General features: G+C 72.7%; 13 protein-coding genes, 1 pseudogene and 1 riboswitch. Of the genes and pseudogenes, 7 read left to right on the top strand and 7 right to left on the bottom strand.

From position 1 onward, the window contains the following. Positions 1-519 precede the first annotated feature (519 nt). Complete coding sequence (locus ACFQ7Q_RS33745) at positions 520-1,086, bottom strand: MarR family winged helix-turn-helix transcriptional regulator (protein ID WP_383561908.1); 567 nt, start codon at positions 1,084-1,086, stop codon at positions 520-522. A gap of 142 nt (positions 1,087-1,228) precedes the next feature. Here ACFQ7Q_RS33745 and ACFQ7Q_RS33740 point away from each other — a divergent pair, with 142 nt between their 5' ends. Further along, complete coding sequence (locus ACFQ7Q_RS33740) at positions 1,229-2,506, top strand: MFS transporter (protein ID WP_383561914.1); 1,278 nt, start codon at positions 1,229-1,231, stop codon at positions 2,504-2,506. Positions 2,507-2,510: 4 nt separating this feature from the next. Here ACFQ7Q_RS33740 and ACFQ7Q_RS33735 read toward each other — a convergent pair whose 3' ends face one another. Continuing rightward, positions 2,511-4,136, bottom strand: coding sequence for a SpoIIE family protein phosphatase (locus ACFQ7Q_RS33735; protein ID WP_383561906.1), 1,626 nt, complete (start codon positions 4,134-4,136; stop codon positions 2,511-2,513). Between the two features lie 107 nt (positions 4,137-4,243). Further along, the gene (locus tag ACFQ7Q_RS33730) at positions 4,244-5,644 is read right to left on the bottom strand and encodes an NAD(P)/FAD-dependent oxidoreductase (protein WP_383561904.1); all 1,401 of its coding nucleotides are present in this window, start codon (positions 5,642-5,644) and stop codon (positions 4,244-4,246) included. A 322-nt stretch (positions 5,645-5,966) separates the two neighbouring features. On the opposite strand from ACFQ7Q_RS33730, the gene ACFQ7Q_RS33725 reads away from it, so the two are divergent. Both ACFQ7Q_RS33725 and ACFQ7Q_RS33720 read left to right on the top strand, forming a co-directional pair. Next, positions 5,967-6,710, top strand: coding sequence for a TetR/AcrR family transcriptional regulator (locus tag ACFQ7Q_RS33725; RefSeq protein ID WP_383561912.1), 744 nt, complete (start codon positions 5,967-5,969; stop codon positions 6,708-6,710). Positions 6,711-6,901: 191 nt separating this feature from the next. Then, a complete protein-coding gene (locus ACFQ7Q_RS33720; protein ID WP_383561902.1) occupies positions 6,902-8,887 on the top strand; it encodes a sigma-70 family RNA polymerase sigma factor in 1,986 nt (661 codons plus the stop codon). A 27-nt stretch (positions 8,888-8,914) separates the two neighbouring features. Here the strand turns inward: ACFQ7Q_RS33720 and ACFQ7Q_RS33715 are convergent, their stop codons facing one another. Continuing rightward, on the bottom strand, positions 8,915-11,059 hold the full coding sequence (locus tag ACFQ7Q_RS33715; RefSeq protein ID WP_383561900.1) for an asparagine synthase-related protein: 2,145 nt from the start codon (positions 11,057-11,059) through the stop codon (positions 8,915-8,917). 588 nt (positions 11,060-11,647) lie between these two features. Between ACFQ7Q_RS33715 and ACFQ7Q_RS33710 the strand changes: the two genes are divergently transcribed. From ACFQ7Q_RS33710 to ACFQ7Q_RS33695, 4 genes are all read left to right on the top strand, one after another. Continuing rightward, positions 11,648-13,093, top strand: coding sequence for an MFS transporter (locus ACFQ7Q_RS33710; protein ID WP_383561898.1), 1,446 nt, complete (start codon positions 11,648-11,650; stop codon positions 13,091-13,093). Between the two features lie 70 nt (positions 13,094-13,163). Continuing rightward, entirely contained in the window at positions 13,164-14,369 is a 1,206-nt protein-coding gene (gene lhgO / locus ACFQ7Q_RS33705) for an L-2-hydroxyglutarate oxidase (RefSeq protein ID WP_383561896.1), read from the top strand. Positions 14,370-14,501: 132 nt separating this feature from the next. Beyond that, a complete protein-coding gene (gene trmB / locus ACFQ7Q_RS33700; RefSeq protein WP_383561910.1) occupies positions 14,502-15,221 on the top strand; it encodes a tRNA (guanosine(46)-N7)-methyltransferase TrmB in 720 nt (239 codons plus the stop codon). A 58-nt stretch (positions 15,222-15,279) separates the two neighbouring features. After that, positions 15,280-16,587, top strand: a complete 1,308-nt coding sequence (locus ACFQ7Q_RS33695; protein WP_383561894.1) for a PrsW family intramembrane metalloprotease — start codon at positions 15,280-15,282, stop codon at positions 16,585-16,587. 203 nt (positions 16,588-16,790) lie between these two features. Here ACFQ7Q_RS33695 and ACFQ7Q_RS33690 read toward each other — a convergent pair whose 3' ends face one another. From ACFQ7Q_RS33690 to ACFQ7Q_RS33680, 3 genes and pseudogenes are all read right to left on the bottom strand, one after another. After that, complete coding sequence (locus ACFQ7Q_RS33690; RefSeq protein WP_383561892.1) at positions 16,791-17,888, bottom strand: M23 family metallopeptidase; 1,098 nt, start codon at positions 17,886-17,888, stop codon at positions 16,791-16,793. 11 nt (positions 17,889-17,899) lie between these two features. Next, a riboswitch (cyclic di-AMP (ydaO/yuaA leader) is annotated at positions 17,900-18,047 on the bottom strand. A 212-nt stretch (positions 18,048-18,259) separates the two neighbouring features. After that, positions 18,260-19,477 (bottom strand): PP2C family protein-serine/threonine phosphatase, encoded by a 1,218-nt coding sequence (locus tag ACFQ7Q_RS33685; protein WP_383561890.1) that lies wholly within the window; start codon positions 19,475-19,477, stop codon positions 18,260-18,262. Positions 19,478-19,591: 114 nt separating this feature from the next. Next, positions 19,592-19,934, bottom strand: a pseudogene (locus ACFQ7Q_RS33680) (hypothetical protein); the annotation flags it as partial.

Raw genomic sequence — 19,934 nt, 5'->3', positions numbered from 1 at the left:
GTTGATTTTTGGCACGCTGTTGAGTTCTCAAGGAACGGACGCTTCCTTTGTACTCACCCTCTCGGGCTTTCCTCCGGGCTTTTCCCTTCGGTCTTGCGTTTCCGACTCTATCAGATCTTTCCGATCCGATTTCCTCGGTGCTTTCCGGCCTCTTCGGTTTCCCGTTTCGGCCTTCCGGCGTTTCCGACTCTATCAGATCCTTTCGGGCCTGATTCCCAGTCAGAGTGGGTTGTCTTTGCGGCTGTTGGGCCGTTCCGACGCTCAAACTCTAGCGGATTTCCCGGGCGGCTCATAATCGAGCCATTCGAAATGAATTTCGGCATGCCGAAATTCGTCCCGGCTGGGAGATCGTGCTGAGTAGAGGTGCCGCATCAGCGGCGGGAGTGGCTGTCGCAGAACCGTTCCGGCCCCGTGACAACTCGGAGAACACTACGGATACGGCGGGGGCGTGTCAACCCCCGTCCGGTGACCCTTCGGGCGTCGTCGACCGGGCGCCCGCTGACCGGCCTGCCTGGTGTCTCAGTCGAGGTCGGTGAGCCGGCCGCCCGCGTCCGGCTGGGTGTGCTCGACCCTGCGGAGGAGGCGGATCAGCATGTCGCCGAGGCCGCCGCGCTCATCGCTCGTCAGGTCCTGGAGGAGCTTCTCCTCGAAGTCGGTCGCCATGCGCATCGCCTCGAGCCACTTCGAACGGCCCTCGTCCGTGAGCTCCACGATCACCCGAACGCGGTTGTTCTCGTCGCGGTCGCGGGTCACGAGGCCCTCGCCCGCCATGCGGTCGATGCGGTGGGTCATGGCGGCCGGTGTCAGGCCGAGGCGCTTGGCGAGCTCGCCGGGGCCCAGGCGGTAGGGGGCACCGGCCAGGACGAGGGTCTTGAGGACCTCCCACTCGGCGTTGCTGATGCCGAGGTCGGCGAGCTGGCGGCCGTACGCCACGTTCATGCGCCGGTTCAGCCGGCCCAGGGCTGAGACCACCTTCTCGACCTGGGGGTCGAGCTCGCGGAACTCGCGCTGATAGGCCGCGATCTGTTCGTCGAGGCTCGGCTCCTGCAGAGGCTGCGGGCCGGGCTGCTCGGGGTTCTCGGACATGCGGCGAGTATCCCACGGCCATCGTTGGCGTTGAAGTCCTTCCATGTGTATTGTTAAGGATCTAATTTTACTGTTGAAGTCTTCACGGTTGATGCCTACAGGGCTGAACCGTCGATCGAAGTGGGTGAGTGTGACCAAGGCGATGGGTGCAGCGATGCGCCGGATCCAGGCAGGCAGCGCGCTGAGCGCGTTCGGACTCGGCTTCACCGTTCCGTACCTCTATGTGTATGTCGCTCAGGTGCGGGACCTGGGCGCGTCCACGGCGGGCATCGTGCTCGCCGTCTTCGCCATGGCCGCACTCGTCGTGCTGCCCTTCAGTGGGCGGGCCATCGACCGGCGGGGCCCGGTCCCCGTCCTTCTGGTCGCCGCGGTCCTCGCCTCTCTCGGCGCCCTGGGCATGGGGCTCTCGGAGAGCGTGCCCGCCGCCGTCGGCTCGGCCGCGCTGCTGGGTGCCGGTACCGCCGTGATGCAGCCGGCGCTCGCGACGATGATCGTCTGGTGCTCGGACCCCGCCACCCGTACCCGGTCCTTCGCCATGCAGTTCTTTCTGCAGAACCTCGGACTGGGCGTCGGTGGTCTGATCGGTGGCCAGCTCGTCGACGAGAGCCGGCCGGACAGCTTCCTTCTTCTCTTCTCCATCGAAGCCGTGATGTTCCTGGTGCTCGCCGGGATCGTGCTGACCGTGCGGATGCCGGGCTCCCCCGCCCTGCAGGGCACCCGCCCCGCTGCCGCCAAGGGCGGCGGCGTCCGGGCGCTGCTCGGGCACAAGGCCATGGTTCAGCTGTGCGTTCTCGGCTTCGTGCTGTTCTTCGCCTGCTACGGGCAGTTCGAGTCGGGTCTCGCTGCGTACGGCACCGAGGCCGCCGGCATCCAGCCGTCGACGCTCGGGATCGCGCTGGCCGCCAACACGGCCGTCATCGTCGTCGCGCAGTTCGTGGTGCTTCGGTTCGTCGAGCGTCGACGCCGCTCGCGGGTGATCGCGGCCGTCGGTCTGATCTGGGCCGTGGCCTGGGTGATCGCCGGGTACGCGGGGCTCGGGCACGGCAGCCAGACGATGGCGACCGCGGCCTTCATCTCCACGTACGCCCTCTTCGGGCTCGGGGAGGCGATGCTGTCGCCGACCGTGGCGCCGCTGGTCGCGGACCTGGCGCCGGAGTCGGCGGTCGGGCAGTACAACTCGGCGTTCGCTCTGGTCAAGCAGCTCGCGCTGGCCGTCGGGCCGGCCGTCGGCGGGCCCATGGGTGCCTCGCTGCACGGGCCGTACATCGTGACCTTCGTGCTCTTCTCGCTCGGGATCACGTATCTGGCGCTGCGGCTCGGCAAGCAGCTCACGCCGGTGCAGGACCAGCCGTCGCTGGCCACGAGGAGCTCCCGGGTCGTGGCCCAGCACGTGCCGGAGAAGGAGAGCGTCTCCGTCTGACGCCCTAGTCGGGCAGGGCGAACTCGCACCAGACCGCTTTGCCGCCCCCGGGCGTACGGCGGCTACCCCAGGACGAGGCGATCGTCGCGATGATCGAGATTCCGCGACCCGCCTCGTCCTCCGTTTCCGCCCTGCGGCGGCGCGGCAGATGGTCGTCGCCGTCCGTGACCTCGATGATCAGGCGCCGGTCGGTGCGGCGCAGCCGCAGGCGCATCGGCGGGGTGCCGTGCTTGAGGGAGTTCGCCACCAGCTCGCTGGTGGCGAGGACGCCGAGGTCGCGCAGTTCGACCGGGAAGCGCCAGCTGGAGAGGACGCCCGACGCGAAGGCACGCGCGCGTGGCGCGGCCTCCACCCCGCCGAGGAGTTCCAGGGCCGCGTTGTGGAAGAGCTCGGCGTCCGCTCCCTTGCGGGCGGGGTGCTGGACCACCAGGACCGCCACGTCGTCGTCGTGCTCCGCGGTGACGCCGAGCGAGCGCAGCAGCCGGTCGCAGACGACCTGCGGGGTGCCGAGGGCGCCGGACAGGGCGCGCTCCAGTGCGGCGACGCCTTCGTCGATGTCCTCGCGGCGGCGTTCGACGAGACCGTCCGTATAGAGGACGGCGGTGGAGCCGGGGGGCAGGGCGATCGTGCCGGAGGTGTGCAGCCAGCCGCCGGTGCCGAGCGGGGGTCCTGTGGGGTCCTCGGCTCGGCGGACCGTGCCGTCCTCGTCCCTGACGAGGATCGGGAGGTGGCCGGCGGAGGCGTAGACGAGCTTGCCCTCGTTGGGGTCGTGGACCGCGTAGACGCAGGTGGCGATCTGGCTGGCGTCGATCTCGGCGGCGAGGCCGTCGAGCAGCTGGAGCACTTCGTGCGGGGGCAGGTCGAGCCGGGCGTAGGCGCGGACGGCGGTGCGGAGCTGTCCCATGACGGCTGCGGCGCGCACACCGCGGCCCATCACGTCGCCGATGACCAGTGCGGTGCGTCCCGCTCCGAGGGTGATGACGTCGTACCAGTCGCCGCCGACCGCCGCGTCCGTGCCGCCGGGCTGGTACGTGGCGGCGATCCGCAGGTCGTCGGGCTGCTCCAGCTCCTGCGGGAGCAGGGAGCGCTGGAGCGTGACGGCGGTCTCGCGGTGCCGGCGCTCGCTGGCGCGGAGCCGTTCGGCGGCCTCGGCGTGGTCGGTGACGTCGGCGGCGTGGACGAGGACGGCTCCGCCGTCGAAGCGCGGGGATTCCACGGGCAGGCAGGTGACCGTGTACGAGCCGCCGTCCTGGGTCTTGCGGGACTTGACCGTGCGCGGCTTCCCGCTGCGCAGGACCTGGTCCATCAGCGGCAAGAGGCCCAGCTCGTGGGCCTCGGGGCAGGCGTCGGCGACGGTGGCCCCGGTGGGTCGGGGTCCGAAGGCCGCGGCGTACGCGTCGTTGACGTAGGCGATGCGGTGCTCGGGGCCGTGCACGAGCGCGACCAGGCCGGGGAGTCCGCCGATGATCTCCCGTACGGAGAAGTCCTCCAGGGCGGGGACCTCGTCGGGGAGGGGCTCAGGCTGCTGCTCGTACTCCCCGCGGGCCGCGGGCACGGAGCCCTCGGTCCCCCGCGCCGCCGTGCGGCGCTGCGTGCCGGGGAGTCGGGCGCTCCAACGGGTGAAGTTCACGGATCTGTATGCCTCGTGGTGTCGTTGGCCGTGCTGAGTCACTCTGTGCAGGTGTGAGCCCACCTATGGTCACACGTCCAGTGTGACCGACCGCACTGACATCGGTGTCAGTCGGGCTTCGGGCCGTTCTTGGGCGGCGGGGGCGCGGCGGCGAGTTCGAACTCGGCGCGTGGGTGTTCCAGCGAGCCGAGCGAGACGATCTCCCGCTTGAACAGGCCGGACAGGGTCCATTCGGCCAGGACACGGGCCTTCCGGTTGAAGGTCGGGACGCGGCTGAGGTGGTAGGCGCGGTGCATGAACCAAGCCGGGTAGCCCTTGAGTTTGCGACCGTAGACGTGCGCCACCCCCTTGTGAAGGCCGAGGGAGGCGACGGAGCCCGCGTATTTGTGGGCGTACTCCTTGAGCGGCTGTCCGCGCAGGGAGGCGGCGATGTTCTCGGCGAGCACCTTGGTCTGGCGCAGGGCGTGCTGCGCGTTCGGCGCGCACTCGGCGCCCGGCTCCTCCGCGGTGATGTCGGGGACGGCGGCCGCGTCGCCGGCCGCCCAGGCGTGTTCGACGCCGTCGACGGTCAGTTGTGCCGTGCACTTGAGGCGGCCGCGGCCGTTGAGCGGCAGGTCGGTGGCGGCGAGGACGGGTGCGGGTTTGACGCCGGCCGTCCAGACGACCGTACGGGTCGGGTGGCGCGTGCCGTCGCTGAGGACGGCGACCCGGTCCTCGCAGGACTCGAGGCGGGTCTCCAGACGCACGTCGATGTTGCGGCCGCGCAGCTCGCGGATCGCGTACTTGCCCATCTTCTCGCCGACCTCGGGCAGGATCCGGTTCGACGCCTCGACCAGGACCCACTTCAGGTCCTCGGGCTTGACGTTGTGGTAGTACCGCGCGGTGTAGCGGGCCATGTCCTCCAGCTCGGCGAGCGCTTCCACGCCCGCGTAGCCGCCGCCGACGAAGACGAACGTGAGTGCGGCGTCGCGCAGGGCCGGGTCGCGGGTGGAGGAGGCGATGTCCATCTGTTCGATGACGTGGTTGCGCAGTCCGATGGCCTCCTCGACGGTCTTGAAGCCGATGGCGTAGTCGGCGAGGCCGGGGACGGGCAGGGTGCGGGAGATCGAGCCGGGCGCGATGACCAGTTCGTCGTAGGTGAGCAGGGTGCTCCCGGTGCCCTCCTCCTCGGTGGCGAGGGTGGAGAGCGTCGCGGTGCGCTTCGCGTGGTCGACGGCGTGGACCTCGCCGATGACGATGCGGCATCTGTCGAGGACGCGGCGGAGCGGGACGACGACGTGGCGCGGGGAGATCGAGCCGGCGGCGGCCTCGGGGAGGAAGGGCTGGTACGTCATGTACGGCTCGGGCGTGACCACCACGATCTCGGCGGCACCGCTTCTGAGCTCGGCCTTGAGCTGCCGCTGCAGGCGCAGCGCGGTGTACATCCCGACGTAGCCACCGCCGACAACGAGAATGCGCACAGGTTCGGTCACTGTCCCATGACGCACCGCCGTCCGGGGTTTGTCCACAGGCCCGGCAAATTGTGTGACCGGTGGGGCGTGGAGGCGTGGGGTGGCGCATGAGGTGGGTACAGCGGGAAGTGCGCAGGTCAGGGTGGGCGCGGGGGGTGGGTCGGGGGGTCATAATCGGGAGAGTTCAGGCCCTTGCTCCGATCGGGGGGCGCACCGTACGGAACTCCCCCTTCTGAATTGACCTCGACTCAACTATGTTCGTACCTCGTCGGGGTATCGGATCGCTGCGCGTAGACCAGAGCGTGGGACGGTCCGGACAATCCCGTGTCAGCAGGGCGGGGAGTCTCCGGGGGGAGACATCATGAGCGGGGGAACGCTTATGCACATGCAGGATTCGCGTTGGCAGGCCATCGTCGGCACGACGGACGGCCCGGTCAACGGACGGACGGGGGCGCCGGTCGGCCGCTCGGCGCCGCTTCGCGTGGACGCGCAGCGGAATCTGGAGCACGTCCTGCGCGCCGCGCGCGAGGTCTTCGGTGAACTCGGTTACGGGGCGCCGATGGAGGACGTGGCCCGTCGCGCCCGGGTCGGCGTCGGCACGGTCTACCGCCGCTTCCCGAGCAAGGACGTCCTGGTACGACGGATAGCCGAGGAGGAGACCTCCCGGCTGACGGACCAGGCCCGTGCCGCTCTCGGCCAGGAGGAGGAGCCCTGGTCGGCGCTCTCCCGCTTCCTGCGCACCTCGGTCGCCTCGGGTGCCGGACGGCTGCTGCCGCCGCAGATCCTGCGGGTGGGCGTGGACGCGGACGACCTGGTGCTGCCGGCGCGGTCGGCGGAGGACGACGCACGTGTACCGCATCAGCGGGGCTTCGGCGAGCAGGCCGGGCCGCGGGCGGTGCCGGAGGTCGAGCAGGAGGACGTCGGCGCGGCGGAACTCCTGGAGGTCGTCGGGCGGCTGGTCGACCGGGCCCGTGAGGCGGGCGAGCTGCGGACGGACGTGACCGTGGCGGACGTCCTGCTCGTCATAGCCACGGCGGCGCCCGCGCTGCCGGACGCGGCGCAGCAGGCGGCGGCCTCGGCACGGCTCCTGGACATCCTCCTGGAGGGCCTGCGCTCGCGGTAGCGGGTGCCGGTCGAGGCGTCGAGTGGTCCGGGCGGACTGTTGAGCATTCCACGAACGGGTGAGCGGTTACGCCCGGATACAGGAAGTCGCCCCGGACGAGTGGTAAGTGGACGGGAGGGTTCGACCCGCCTGCGCGCTGTGGCACCCTGGGCCGGTGTTCGGGTCTGAGCGTGCGTACGGGGGCTTCCGCGATGAGCGGTGACGGTCGGGACGAGCCGCGGGGCAGCAGTGGCGCCACGGAGACCGGGGGCCTGCCTTCCCGGCAGGTGCCGAGCCAGGGCGGGCCGGGAGGCTCGTCGGGTGCGCCCGCGGGGATGCCGGCCGCGTCGCCGGGTCTCGCCGTACCGTCGCCCGCCGATCCGAGCGTGCCCCCGCAGCGTGAGGGCGGGCTCGGCACGGCCCGCGACGGTGCGGGTGAGCCCGACTCCGTACTGCCGCCGCCCGTCGAACTGCCTCCGTCGGACACCGATCTCATCCAGCTGATGCGGAACGGCGACGACAGCGCCTACGAAGAGCTGTTCCGCCGCCACTCCGAGGCCGTACGGCGCTATGCCGGGACCTGCTGCCGCGACGCGCACACCGCCGACGATCTGACAGCGGAGGTGTTCGCCCGCACGCTCCAGGCGGTACGGGGCGGGGCGGGGCCGGAGCAGGCCGTCCGTGCCTACCTGTTGACCACGGTCCGACGCGTGGCCGCGAACTGGACGCGGACGCAGAAGCGGGAGCATCTGGTCGAGGACTTCGCGGTGTTCGCGACGCAGGCCGCCCGTGGCTCCGAGGTCTCCGACCAGAACGCGTCCTTCGGGGCGGGCCTCGATCTCGGCGCCGATGTCCTGGCCATGCACGAGGCCGAGCAGTCCCTGGCCATGCAGGCGTTCCGCTCGCTGCCCGAGCGGTGGCAGGCCGTGCTGTGGCACACCACCGTCGAGGAGGAGTCGCCGAGCGAGGTCGCGCCGCTGTTCGGCCTGACCGCCAACGCCACCGCCGTGCTCGCCAGTCGGGCCCGCGAGGGACTCAAGCAGGCCTACCTCCAGGCTCATGTCAGCCAGTCCCTGACCGCCGGCGGGGACTGCTCCCGCTATGCCGACCGGCTCGGCGCCCATGCGCGTGGCGGGCTGCGGATGCGGGCCGAGCGCGGGCTGCGCAAGCATCTGGAGGAGTGCGCCAAGTGCCGGCTCGCCGCCGGTGAACTGGCCCACGTCAACGCCGGGATCCCCGCGCTGCTGCCGGTCGCCGTCATCGGCTGGTTCGCCGCCGGGTACTCCCTCAAGGCCGCGGGCGTCGTGGCCGGTGGTGTGGCGGGCGCGGCCGGGGCCGGTGCGGCCGCCGCCGCGACGGGGGCCGGTTCGTCGAGCACGGCCGGGGCGTCCTCCGCCGCCGCGGCCGAGGGACTCGGCGCCCCGGCGAAGGCCGGTATCGCGGCGGCCGTGGCCGTCGCGGCGACCGCCGGTCTGGTGTGGGCGCTGTCCGGGGATCCGCAGCCGGTCGCGCAGCCCGTGCCGTCGCCGCCGGCCGTCTCCCCCGTCGTACCCCCGGAGCCGACCCCGCCGCCGAGGCCGACACCCAAGCCCACTCCGCCGCCGGCCCCGCCCGTGCAGGCCCCGGAGCCGACGCCCACGCCGACGCCCCCTCCGCCGCCGAAGCCCAGCCCCAGGCCCACGCCGAAGCCGACACCCCCGGCGCAGGCCCCGAAGCCGAAGCCCAGCCCGCCGAAGCCCACACCGCCGCCCGCTCCGCCCGCCGTGTACCAGGTCAACCGGCTGGACTACGGGATCTTCGGCGACGGCACCGAGCCGGAGGTGCGGCTCGGGGACAGCAGTTGGATGTGGCAGCGCGACGCCCTGGCGATCGACGGCACGCGGTACGCGCACGGGGTGAGCGTGCACGCGCCGTCCTCCCTCACGATCGACCTCAACCGCCGGTGCACCAGCTATGACGCGGTCGTCGGCATCGACGACCTGAGCGCGCCCCTCCGGGTGGGCGGCATCCGCTTCTCCGTCTACGGCGACGACGAACGGCTCTGGCGCTCCGACGTGCTCCGGCCGGGCGACCCGGCGGTCCCGGTCCATGTGGGCCTCGCGGGCCGCAAGACGATCCGCCTGGTGGTGGAGGAGCACACGCCGTTCGGGCGGGCCGCGGTGGCGGACTGGGCGCAGTCGCAGATCAGCTGCGTGTGAGCCGGGGCGGCGGGTCGCCCGTGGCCCTCACGCCGGAAGCGACCGCGTCGAGGGCACCAGTGGGCCCACCACCGCCCGTTGCCGCGGTGGGGCCGCCGTGCCCGTCCAGCAGGTGCCGCGGCGGGCCAGGAGGCGGTGGAGCCAGAGTTCGGTGGAGACGAGGTCGGCGAGACCGTCCAGGGGGACCGGTTCCCCCTCCGAGGCGGCGCGGAGGGCCTTGCGGACCACGCGGGCCTCGATCAGGCCCGCGTCGGCGAGGAGCGGGGCCGAGAAGAGGGCCATGAGGTCGGGGAGTGCGGCGCGCAGGCCCGCGCGGACGGCCGAGGCCGGGACCGCGGGGTTCGGGGTGCCCCAGCCCGGCGGGAGGTCGTGGATGCCCGCCCCCGCGAGGACCGTGCGCAGGACGGCCGCCCGGGCGCCCGGCTGGACCCGCAGCGATTCGGGGAGGTCGCGGCAGGCCCGTACGACCTGGTTGTCGAGGAAGGGCGCGTGCAGCCGCTGGCTGCGGATCTCCGCCGCCTGTTCCAGGACCCGGTGGTCGGCCGCCGCCCGGGCGAGCGCCGCACGCGCGCGTGCCTCGCCCGGCCGCTGCACCGAAGTCGGCAGGGTCGCCGCCCGGTTCAGGCGAACCGATACTTCAGCCAGCGCCTCGCCCGTGAGCCAGCGGGCCGCGGGGCCCGGACGGGACCAGGTGAGCGCGGAGAGGGAGGCTTCCAGGGGGCCGAAGGCTCCCTGTCCCGGGCGGTTCGCCTCCAGGAGCCGTGTCGCCGCCACCTCCAGGCCCGACCGGTAGGGGGTGCGGGCGAGCCGGCGCGCCGCCCGGTAGACCGTCAGCGGCACCAGCAGCGAACCTGCCGACGGGCCGGTGGCCTTGGCGAGCGCCGTCACCGGACGCACCAGCGATCTGCGCCGTCGGTCCATCAGCAGATCGGCCAGGCGTGCCGGGTGCGCGTCCAGGACCTGACGTGCCCCCAGGCCCGTGAAGTGGTCCGCGCTGCCGCCCGCGAGGCGCCGCCGGTGCCGGTCGGCGACGACGAGCGAGGGACCCGGCTCGTCGGTCAGCGGACCTTCCAGCTCCGCGTAGGGCAGCGCCTCCTCGCCCGCCGCCACGACCACATGGTGCAGCCGCGGGTTCTCCGCGATCACCCGGGCCCGCTCCAGCTCGTCCTCCCGGCCCGGAGCACCGCCCGGAGCACCGCCCGGATCTCCCTGGGCGGTCAGGTCGTTGAAGGTGACGGCGAGCAGCCGCTCCCCCGCGCCCGTGCCGTGCCCGAGGATCGTCCCGGGCACGCCCGGGAGGCCGGCCGCCAGCAGCGCGAGCGTGCCCGAGGCGCTGCCTCCGGAGAGGTCCGCCCCGATCCCGGGCGCGGGGCCGCCGCCGCGGGCCGCCCGGCGCTCGGCGGGCCCCATGCCGGGGACGGGCCCGGGGTCCGGCAGCGGGAAGTCCGGCGCGTGCCGGGGCGCGGTGAGCCGGGCCCGTACGGCGTCGACCAGCGCGTCCCGTACCCCCTCCACCGCCCGGCGCGGCTCGACCTCGGCCGCCGCGACCGCGAGCGAGGCCACCGGCTCGTACCCGGTGATCTCGCGCGAGCCCTCGCGCAGGATCAGGGCGTGCCCCGGCGGCACCCGCTTCACCCCTTCGTACGGGGTGGAGTCGCGCAGCGCCTCCGGGGTCTCGGGGCACGCGAGCAGCGCGGCCAGATGCCCGATGTCGAGCTGGGCCTCGATGAGGTCCGCCAGGGGCAGGGCCGCGGTCGCGTACGCCGTTCCGTTGGCCCACGGGGTGTGGAACACCGGCCGGGCGCCCGCCAGATCGCCGGTGACGGTGATCCGGCGGCCGACCTGCACGACAGCGGTGTAGCTGCCGGCCCAGGCGGTGAGATGGCGCAGTGCGCCCCCGCGCGCGGTGAGGAGCCCGACCCTCAACTCCTCGTCGCTCGCGGCGCAGCACCCCAGTACGGCAAGGCGGGTGCGCGCGTCGATGCCGATCAGTCGCACCTCGTCGGGGCGCCAGTCGCCGACCGCCCACAGCGGATCGGGGTCACCCCACAGCAGCTGTGCGCCCACGGGCTGGACCGTGCGCCCCTCGGACGCCGCACCCCCCACGGCACCGGCCGTACCTGTCGGACCGAAGCTCGCTGCGACACTGCTCCAGCCCACCAGCCATCGCATCGGCGCCTCCACGTCAGTTCAGTGGAGGAACATGCTGCCACGACAACGGCGCACAGGAGGGGCTCCGGGGTCGCGCGCGCAAAGGTGAATGCGCCCCTGGCATGGGACAGTTGCGGCCGGTTCGCCCACCGTCGTCATTCGGCCATTCTCGGCGGCGCCAGGAGTAAGCCGACCGGTCCGGGGAGAGACCGGCAGTCCGGGAGGCGCTGTCCGCCTCCCGGAGCCGTCCGTCGCCCGCGGGGAGCGGGGCGACGGTATCCCCCAGCCCACCGGTCCACAGCCGGGTGGGCCGACCCACGCAGCACTCATGGAAGCGCTCCCGCTCCGACCGGGCGAGAGCGCACGGCCGGGCGCACGGCCACACAACCGGAGCACGCGCCCGGAGCCGCCCCACGGGCGCCTCCCCGGGCTCCCCGCGCCGACGCCGCTACGCCATCCGTCCCCCATCCGTCTGTTCACACAACAATCCCGCCATACGGAACTCCGCCCCTTAACGGTAGGGATGCGGCGAACTACGCTGTGTTTACGAATGCCGCACGCCTATGCCCGGCGTCGTGGCGGCCGTCTTGGGTGTCGAGGGGTGGCGTCATGTCCAGGGAGCAACGCGGGCCGAACGAAAAGCTCGGCACGGTTCTCGCCCTCGCGGGAATCAGCAACGCCGGCCTGGCCCGGCGCGTCAACGACCTCGGGGCACAACGGGGCCTGACGCTTCGCTATGACAAGACCTCGGTGGCCCGGTGGGTGTCGAAGGGCATGGTGCCGCAGGGCGCCGCGCCGCATCTGATCGCCGCCGCGATCGGCCAGAAGCTCGGCCGGCCGGTACCGCTGCACGAGATCGGCCTCGCCGACGCCGACCCGGCGCCCGAGGTGGGCCTCGCCTTCCCGCGTGACGTGGGTGAGGCGGTCCGCTCGGCCACCGAGCTGTACCGGCTCGACCTCGCGGGCCGACGGGCCGGCGGAGGCGGGATCTGGCAGTCGCTCGCGGGATCCTTCGCGGTCAGCGCCTATGCGACCCCCGCCTCCCGGTGGCTGATAACGCCCGCCGACGCATCCGTCGAGCGCCTGCTCGAACCCGCCGAAGGCCCGGTGCCCGAAGGACCCGAGACCGGTCCCCACGCTCGCGTGGGGCACAGCGACGTCGCCAAGCTCCGCGAGGCGGCCGAGGACGCGCGCCGCTGGGACTCCAAGTACGGAGGCGGCGACTGGCGTTCCTCGATGGTCCCGGAGTGCTTACGGGTCGATGCCGCACCGCTGCTGCTCGGCTCCTACTCGGACGAGGTCGGCCGGGCGCTGTTCGGCGCGACGGCGGAGCTGACCCGGCTGGCCGGCTGGATGGCCTTCGACACCGGCCAGCAGGAAGCCGCCCAGCGCTACTACATCCAGGCGCTGCGGCTGGCGCGCGCCGCGGCCGACGTGCCGCTCGGCGGATACGTCCTCGCCTCCATGTCCCTCCAGGCCACCTACCGCGGCTTCGCCGACGAGGGCGTGGATCTCGCCCAGGCCGCCCTGGAGCGCAACCGCGGGCTAGCCACCGCCCGGACCATGTCCTTCTTCCGGCTCGTCGAGGCGCGGGCACACGCCAAGGCCAACGACGGGCCGGCGGCCGCGGCCGCCCTCAAGGCGGCCGAGGGCTGGCTGGAGCGCTCACGGGACGGCGACGCCGACCCGTCGTGGCTGGGCTTCTACTCGTACGACCGGTTCTGCGCGGACGCCGCCGAGTGCTACCGGGACCTGAAGGCTCCGCGCCAGGTGCGCCGCTTCACCGAGCAGGCGCTCTCCCGGCCGACGGAGGAGTTCGTCCGCTCGCACGGGCTGCGGCTCGTGGTGTCGGCGGTGGCCGAGCTGGAGTCGGGCAATCTGGACGCGGCCTGCGCGGCGGGCACGCGCGCGGTGGAGGTGGCGGGCCGGATCTCGTCCGCCCGCACCACCGAGTACGTACGGGATCTTCTGCACCGCCTCGAGCCGTACGGGGACGAGCCGAGGGTCATCGAGCTGCGCGAGCGGGCCCGTCCGTTGCTGATGGCTCCGGCGTGACGCGTGTCCCACCGGGTTTAAACCGCATTGTCAGTGGGTCAGTGCACTATCGGGGTGGGAGGTGGTGCAGGTGTCCGCACGGTCGGTACGCGACGTGGACTGCGACGTGCTCGTCGTCGGCGGCGGGATCGTCGGTCTGTCGACGGCGTACGCCCTGACCCGCGCCGCCCCCGGCACCCGCGTGACGGTCCTGGAGAAGGAGCACGGCCCGGCCCGCCACCAGACGGGGCGGAACAGCGGGGTGATCCACAGCGGGATCTACTACCGCCCGGGGTCCCTGAAGGCGCGGTTCGCGGTCGCGGGCGCGGCGGAGATGGTCAAGTTCTGCGCGGAGTACGGCCTGCCGTACGAGGTCACGGGCAAGCTGATCGTGGCGACCGGGCGCGACGAGCTGCCCCGGCTGCACGCGCTCGTGCAGCGCGGCCGGGAGAACGGCATCCCGGTGCGTGAGCTGGGCCCCGCGCAGATCAGCGAGTACGAGCCGCGGGTGCGGGGGCTCGCCGCGATCCATGTCGGCACGACCGGTATCTGCGACTACGGTGCGGTGGCGGCGCAGCTCGCCGAGGCGTCCGGGGCGCGGATCCTCTACGGCTCCGAGGTCACCGCGGTCGACCGCCGGCCCTGGGGCGTCGCCGTGCGCACGGCCGCCGGGACGGTGGTGCGGGGCCGGGTCCTGGTGAACTGCGCGGGGCTGCACTGCGACCGGGTGGCGCGGCTCGCGGGCGACGAGCCGGGGATGCGGATCGTCCCCTTCCGTGGGGAGTACTACGAGCTGTCGGACCCGTCGCTGGTGCGCGGCCTGGTCTATCCGGTGCCCGACCCGGCCTTCCCCTTCCTGGGGGTCCATCTGACGCGGGGCGTCGACGGCGGCGTGCACGTGGGGCCGAACGCGGTGCCGGCGCTGGCCCGCGAGGGGTACGGCTGGTCGGCCGTCCGGCCCGGCGACCTGGCGGGGACGCTCGCGTGGCCCGGGTCGTGGCAGATCGCGCGGGAGCACTGGCGGTACGGAGCGGGTGAGCTGCGCCGGTCGCTGTCGAAGCGGGCCTTCACGGAGGCGGTGCGCAGGCTGCTGCCGGTGGTGGAGGAAACGGATCTGCGCCGCGCTCCCGCGGGGGTGCGGGCGCAGGCGGTGCTGCGGGACGGCACGCTGCTGGACGACTTCCTGATCCGCGAGGCCCCGCGGACGATCCACGTCCTGAACGCCCCGAGCCCGGCTGCGACGGCCTCTCTCCCGATCGGCCGCGAGATCGCCACGAGGGCGTTGTCGTTCCTGTAGTCCTCGGCTGTAGTCCTCGCCACAGCGGAGTGGGGTGAGCGCGCCCGTAGAATCGGGGGCATTGTGTCTGAGTCTCGAGAAGTCGCCACCCACCCCGTCGCCGAGCCCGTCGTCGCCCGGCGGGGCAGTCGGATGTTCGCCGCCGGGGAAGGGCCCCTGCCCGATCCCGCCGGGTCGCACCACGAGCGGCGCATCCGCAGCTTCCAGCCCCGCCGCAGCCGTGTCACCGCAGGGCAGGCCGAGGCGATGCTCAAGCGGTGGCCCGACTGGGGTCTCGACATCGACGGCAAGCGGGTCCTCGATCTGAAGGAGATGTTCGGCGGTCTGCCCGTCGTCCTGGAGATCGGCTTCGGCATGGGCGAGGCCACCGCAGAGATGGCCGCCGCCGACCCCGGCACCGGCATCCTCGCCGTGGACGTCCACACGCCCGGCCAGGGCAACCTCCTCGGTCTCGCCGACCGCAACGGGCTGGAGAACGTCCGCGTCGCCAACGGCGACGCGATCATCCTGCTCCGCGAGATGCTCGGCTCCGACGCCCTCGACGGCTGCCGCGTCTACTTCCCGGACCCCTGGCCCAAGAAGCGCCACAACAAGCGGCGGCTCATCCAGCCCGAGTTCCTCACGCTGCTGGCGACCCGGATGAAGCCCGGCGCCGTCCTGCACTGCGCCACCGACTGGGAGGAGTACGCCGAGCAGATGCTCGAGGTCCTCTCCGCCCACCCCGACTTCGACAACACCCAGGCCGACGGCGGCTACGCGCCCCGCCCGGCCTTCCGTCCCCTCACCCGCTTCGAGGGGCAGGGCCTCGACAAGGGCCACGTCGTGCACGACCTGCTCTTCGCCAGGAAGTAGGACTTCGGGGGCGGAACTCCCTCGCGGGGTGTCAGTCCCTGTCGTTAGGGTCGCTCACGTGTCGAACCACGTGCCCGTCCCTGCCCGGGACACCGAGGAGCCTGCCTTCCCGGCCGTCCCGGACCGCGCCCAGTGGCGCTACCGGCCCCGCCGAGCCTTCTGGCGCAGCAAGGTGGTCCGGGCGGTCGCCGTGGTCACACTGCTCACGCTCTGCGCGCTGGTGATCCTCGCGATCGTGCGGGACCAGACCGGCACCGAGGGCTTTCTCGTCGGCCTCGGCCTGGCCGTCCTGCCCGTCCCCCTGCTGGTCTCCGCCTTCCGCTGGCTCGACCGCGTCGAACCCGGCCCGTGGCGGAACCTGATCTTCGCGTTCTGCTGGGGCGCCTTCGCCGCCGCGCTCGTCTCGATCCTCGCCAACTCCTTCGCGGTCCGCTGGATAGCCACCGCCACGGCCGACCCGGCCTCCGCCGACACTCTCGGCGCCACGGTCGTGGCGCCGGTGGTCGAGGAGAGCGCCAAGGCCGCCGCCGTGCTGCTGATCTTCCTGCTGCGCCGCCGCGACTTCACCGGTCTCGTCGACGGCGTCGTGATAGCCGGCCTGACCGCCAGCGGCTTCGCCTTCACCGAGAACATCCTCTATCTCGGCCGGGCGTTCGGCGAGGACCAGGAGATCGGTACGTCCGGCATCGGCTCGATGACCGCCGGCACCTTCTTCGTACGGATCGTGATGTCGCCGTTCGCGCATCCGCTCTTCACCGTGCTCACCGGACTCGGCTTCGGCTTCGCCGCCCTCGCCACCCGCCGTCAGCGCGTGCGGCGCGTCCTGTTGCCGGTGACCGGTCTCGTCCTCTCGATGGGCGTGCATGCCCTGTGGAACAGCTCGGCGACGGTCCTCGGCCCGTGGGGCTTCATCGTGGTGTACGGCATCTTCATGGTGCCCGCGTTCGGTCTGCTGACGTGGCTGGCGATATGGAGCAGGCAGCGGGAGCTGCGCACGATATCCGGGCAGCTCCCGGCGTACGCGGCGGCCGGCTGGCTCTCCCCCGCGGAGCCGCTCGCGCTCGCCTCCATGCGGGCCCGCTCCCTCGCCCGCGACTTCGCCCGCCGCACGTACGGCCCCCCGGCCGCCGTCGCGGTCGGGGAGTACGAGGCGTTCGCGACGACCCTCGCCTTCCTGCGCCACCGCGCCCTGCGCGACGCGGGCGGCCCGGACTTCACCGCCCGCGAGCAGGAGCTGCTCCACCACCTCTGGCAGCGCAAGTCGGTCGCGTCCCCCGCCCTGACCTATGCGGCACGGGCGACGGGCCAGGTCTGGACACCGCCGCAGTACCTGGACTACGGCGGCTACAACCCGTACCGCAGCTAGGCCGCGGGGGCCGGCCCCGCGGCGGCCGGTCGCAGGGCGAACGCGACCGGACGCCGACGGCCCCGCCGTGTTCCGGCGGCCCTGACGTCGGGAGGGGTGTCGGAGGCATGGGGCCACGCACAAGGACGCGTCCCCCGCGCGAAGAGCGCGATGGGACGCGTCGTAGGTTCAGCGGCCTCGTCGGCCTCGGATGCCCGGCCGGATCAGACCGACAGGCCCTTGTCCCGCAGCCAGGCCGCCGGGTCGATGCCGTCGCCGCCCGCGGTGTGGACCTCCAGGTGCAGGTGCGGGCCGGTCACGTTGCCGGTCGCGCCGACGCGGCCGATCGTGTCGCCCGTGCCCACCGACTGGCCCGCGCTCACCGTCATCGAGGACAGGTGCGCGTACCAGACCTCCGAGCCGTCCTCCAGCTCCAGGACGATCCGGTAGCCGTACGAGCCGGACCAGCCCGCCGACTTGATGGTGCCGCCGTGGACCGCCTTGACCGGGGTGCCGGTGGGGGCCGCGAAGTCGAGGCCGGTGTGGTAGCCGGAGGACCACATGGAGCCGGACTGGCCGTACGTGGAGGTGAGGGTGTACGAGGACGTGGGCAGCGAGTAGCTCGCGGCGAGCTTGGCCAGGCGCTCCGCCTCGGCCTTCGCGGCCGCTTCCGCCTCCGCCTTCTTCTTCGCCTCGGCGGCGGCCTTCTCGGCCGCGGACGCCTTCGCCGCCGCCTCCGCCGCGGCCTTCTCGGCCGCCTGCTTCTCCGCCTCGGCCTTCTCGGCCGCGTCGGCGGAAGCCTGCTGTTGCTCGGCCTGCTGGAGGATGCGGGCGCGCAGCGCCTCGCCGGCGTCGGCGGTGGACTCGGAGGCGGATCCGCCGTCGGCCTTCGCGGCGCTGTCGGCCGGGAGGGTGAGGGAGGCGGTGAGCGGCTGCGGGTTGTTCGTCCCGGAACCCGTACCGTCGGCGCCGTCCTCGCCGGAGATGAACTCGCCGACGCCCGGCAGTTCGGAGGCGTCCGGGAGGTTCAGGTCCGGGAGCGAGATGGAGACCGGGGGCTTGTCCTTGGCGGTGGCCATGCCACCGGCGCCGACGGCCGCGATGACACCGACGCCGAGGACGGTGGAGGAGCGGGCGAAGGCCGAGCGCTGCTTCACGACCCGGTGGCGACCACCGGAGCGGGCCTGCTGACGAAGGGAGTCCTCGGTGGGGTTCCACTCCCCCCACGCCGTGGCGTCGTCGTCCTTACCGGCGGCGCTCGGGGCACCGAACGCTTGGAACCCGTCGAAGGTGTCTTCGGGGGCAGGGGTGTTGGACGCCACGGAGGCGCACTCCTTTCCTTCCTTCTCGCCTACCGGGTTAGCTGACGGGTTCGGAGCAGGAAGGTCTCCTACGGGCGGTGTCGCACGGGTGCGACGGTGCCCGATTCACCCCAAGTGGTGGTTCCCCGGTTCCCTTTCAGGATTCGGCGCGTGCGCACGGTGCCGTCTCTTGCGACGGCTGGGACGACCGCACTGCGTTATCGAACGTTAATAGACACGGGGGCGGGATTCCAAGCTGTTCCGAGTGATCATTCAAGAGATTGAGCCGGTACAGCCCGATTTGATCCCGCTTCAGTAAACCTCTGCATGAAAGAGATGGAGCTGACGGTGTGTCAATTGTTATCGCAGCGGTACCTCTCCACTACGGATGGTCACGGAACCACCGGCATCGTCCGCCGCCGCTCCGGCTGTCCCGTCGTCGGACGGCTCACCGCGAGCAGCGCCATGTCGTCCGTGGAGCCGCCGCCCGTGTACCGGCGGACGTCGTCGACGAGCGCGTCCAGCAGTTCCTCGGGTCCCGGGAAGATACGTCCCGAGAGCCGCTCGGCCGGATCGTAGAAGGCGCCCGTGGAGTCGCGCGCCTCGGAGAGACCGTCGGTGTAGAAGAGCAGCGTCGCGCCCGGCGGGTACGCGCTCTCGTCGGCCCGGTCGGGCCAGGCGGCCAACTCGCCCATCCCGAGCGGCAGCGCCGGCTCGCTCGGCGCCAGAAGCTCCAGGGCCCCGTCCGCGTGCAGCAGCAGCGGCTCGGGGTGACCGCGGTTCACCACCCGCACGCGCCCGTCCGCGCGCGGGATCTCGGCCAGGACGGCGGTGGTGAACCCCTCGAAGGCGTCGAGGCTGGAACGGCGCGTGCCCTCCCGGGCCAGCGCCCGCTCCAGCCGCTGCGCGACGCCCTCGAGGGTCGCCTCCTGCTCGGCCGCCTCCCGGAACGCGCCGATCACGATGGCGACCGCCTCGACCGCGTCCAGCCCCTTGCCCCGTACGTCACCCACCACGAGCCGCACCCCGTACGGCGTGTCCTGGACGGCGAACAGGTCGCCGCCGATGAACGCGTCAGCCTGCGCGGCCTCGTAACGAGCCGCCACCTGGAGTCCGCCGATCCGCTCGGCCGGGGTCGGCAGGACCGCCTTCTGGGCGGCCGCCGCGATCACCCGGGCCGAGGCGAGCCGCTCACCGCTGCGCAGCACGACCCGGTTGATGAGCAGGGCGAGGACGGCGACGGTGGCGACCGTGAACGTCTCGGTGAGGGAGGGAACTTCGGTCGCGGTGTGGTTGTAGAGGTGCAGACCGACACTGGCGAGGATCGCCGCGATGCCGGTGAGCAGGGTCGTCAGCATCGAGAAGAACGGGGCCGCGATGAGGGGCGCGGCCGAGAACATCGGAGCCGCCGTGTACGAGGGCGGGGTGGAGAGATCGAAGACGACACCGCCGAGGATGACGAGCGGGGGCAGGGCTCGGATGAACCGTCGGGCCCGCTCGGCTCGCGACCGCGGACGCCCGTTCACGTCCCCGCCCGCGCCTCGCTGCCCCTGCCCCACCTGTGCTCTCCTGCCCGGTCCGTACACGGCGACGGACGGTACCGCGCCCACCCCAGGGTGGCGGGAGCCGCGCCGCGCGGCGACCCCCGCTCGGCCGAGTGGGTGACACCTCCTCAGCCGCTCACCCCTACGCCCCCGCCCTTCACCTCCGCGCGCCCCCGGCCCTTACCCCCGAGCCTTTGAGGCCGAGCGCACCTCCGAACCCGCGTCCGCGCCGAGCCGTCCACCGCGCCCCAGCGCCCCCACCGCGCCCGCGCACACCAGCCCGACCCCGCACAGCACCAGCCACGGCGTCGCCGACCACCCGGTCACATCGAGCAGCGCGCCCGTCCCCAGGTTCCCGAGGGTGATCCCGATCCCGCAGACGGTGTTGTAGAGCCCGTAGTGCGTGGCGACCCACCGCCCGCCCGAGAGGGCGACGACCGTGTCCATCTCGTACGGGTAGAGCACCGCGTTCGCGACCGCCAGGACCGCCGCGCACAGCAGCAGCCCCGCGAGCCCGGGGACG

It is taken from the genome of Streptomyces sp. NPDC056527, from assembly GCF_042794475.1.
Classification (GTDB): Bacteria; Actinomycetota; Actinomycetes; order Streptomycetales; family Streptomycetaceae; genus Streptomyces.
This window is presented reverse-complemented; position numbering and strand designations above follow the sequence as displayed.

What these genes read in the sequence shown, in the direction of transcription:
- trmB (WP_383561910.1), top strand. Translation starts at nt 14,502, where the DNA reads ATGTTCGCCGCCGGGGAAGGGCCCCTGCCCGATCCCGCCGGGTCGCAC.
- ACFQ7Q_RS33710 (WP_383561898.1), top strand. Translation starts at nt 11,648, where the DNA reads ATGTCCAGGGAGCAACGCGGGCCGAACGAAAAGCTCGGCACGGTTCTC.
- ACFQ7Q_RS33715 (WP_383561900.1), bottom strand. Translation starts at nt 11,059, where the DNA reads ATGCGATGGCTGGTGGGCTGGAGCAGTGTCGCAGCGAGCTTCGGTCCG.
- ACFQ7Q_RS33720 (WP_383561902.1), top strand. Translation starts at nt 6,902, where the DNA reads ATGAGCGGTGACGGTCGGGACGAGCCGCGGGGCAGCAGTGGCGCCACG.
- ACFQ7Q_RS33725 (WP_383561912.1), top strand. Translation starts at nt 5,967, where the DNA reads ATGCACATGCAGGATTCGCGTTGGCAGGCCATCGTCGGCACGACGGAC.
- ACFQ7Q_RS33745 (WP_383561908.1), bottom strand. Translation starts at nt 1,086, where the DNA reads ATGTCCGAGAACCCCGAGCAGCCCGGCCCGCAGCCTCTGCAGGAGCCG.
- ACFQ7Q_RS33740 (WP_383561914.1), top strand. Translation starts at nt 1,229, where the DNA reads ATGGGTGCAGCGATGCGCCGGATCCAGGCAGGCAGCGCGCTGAGCGCG.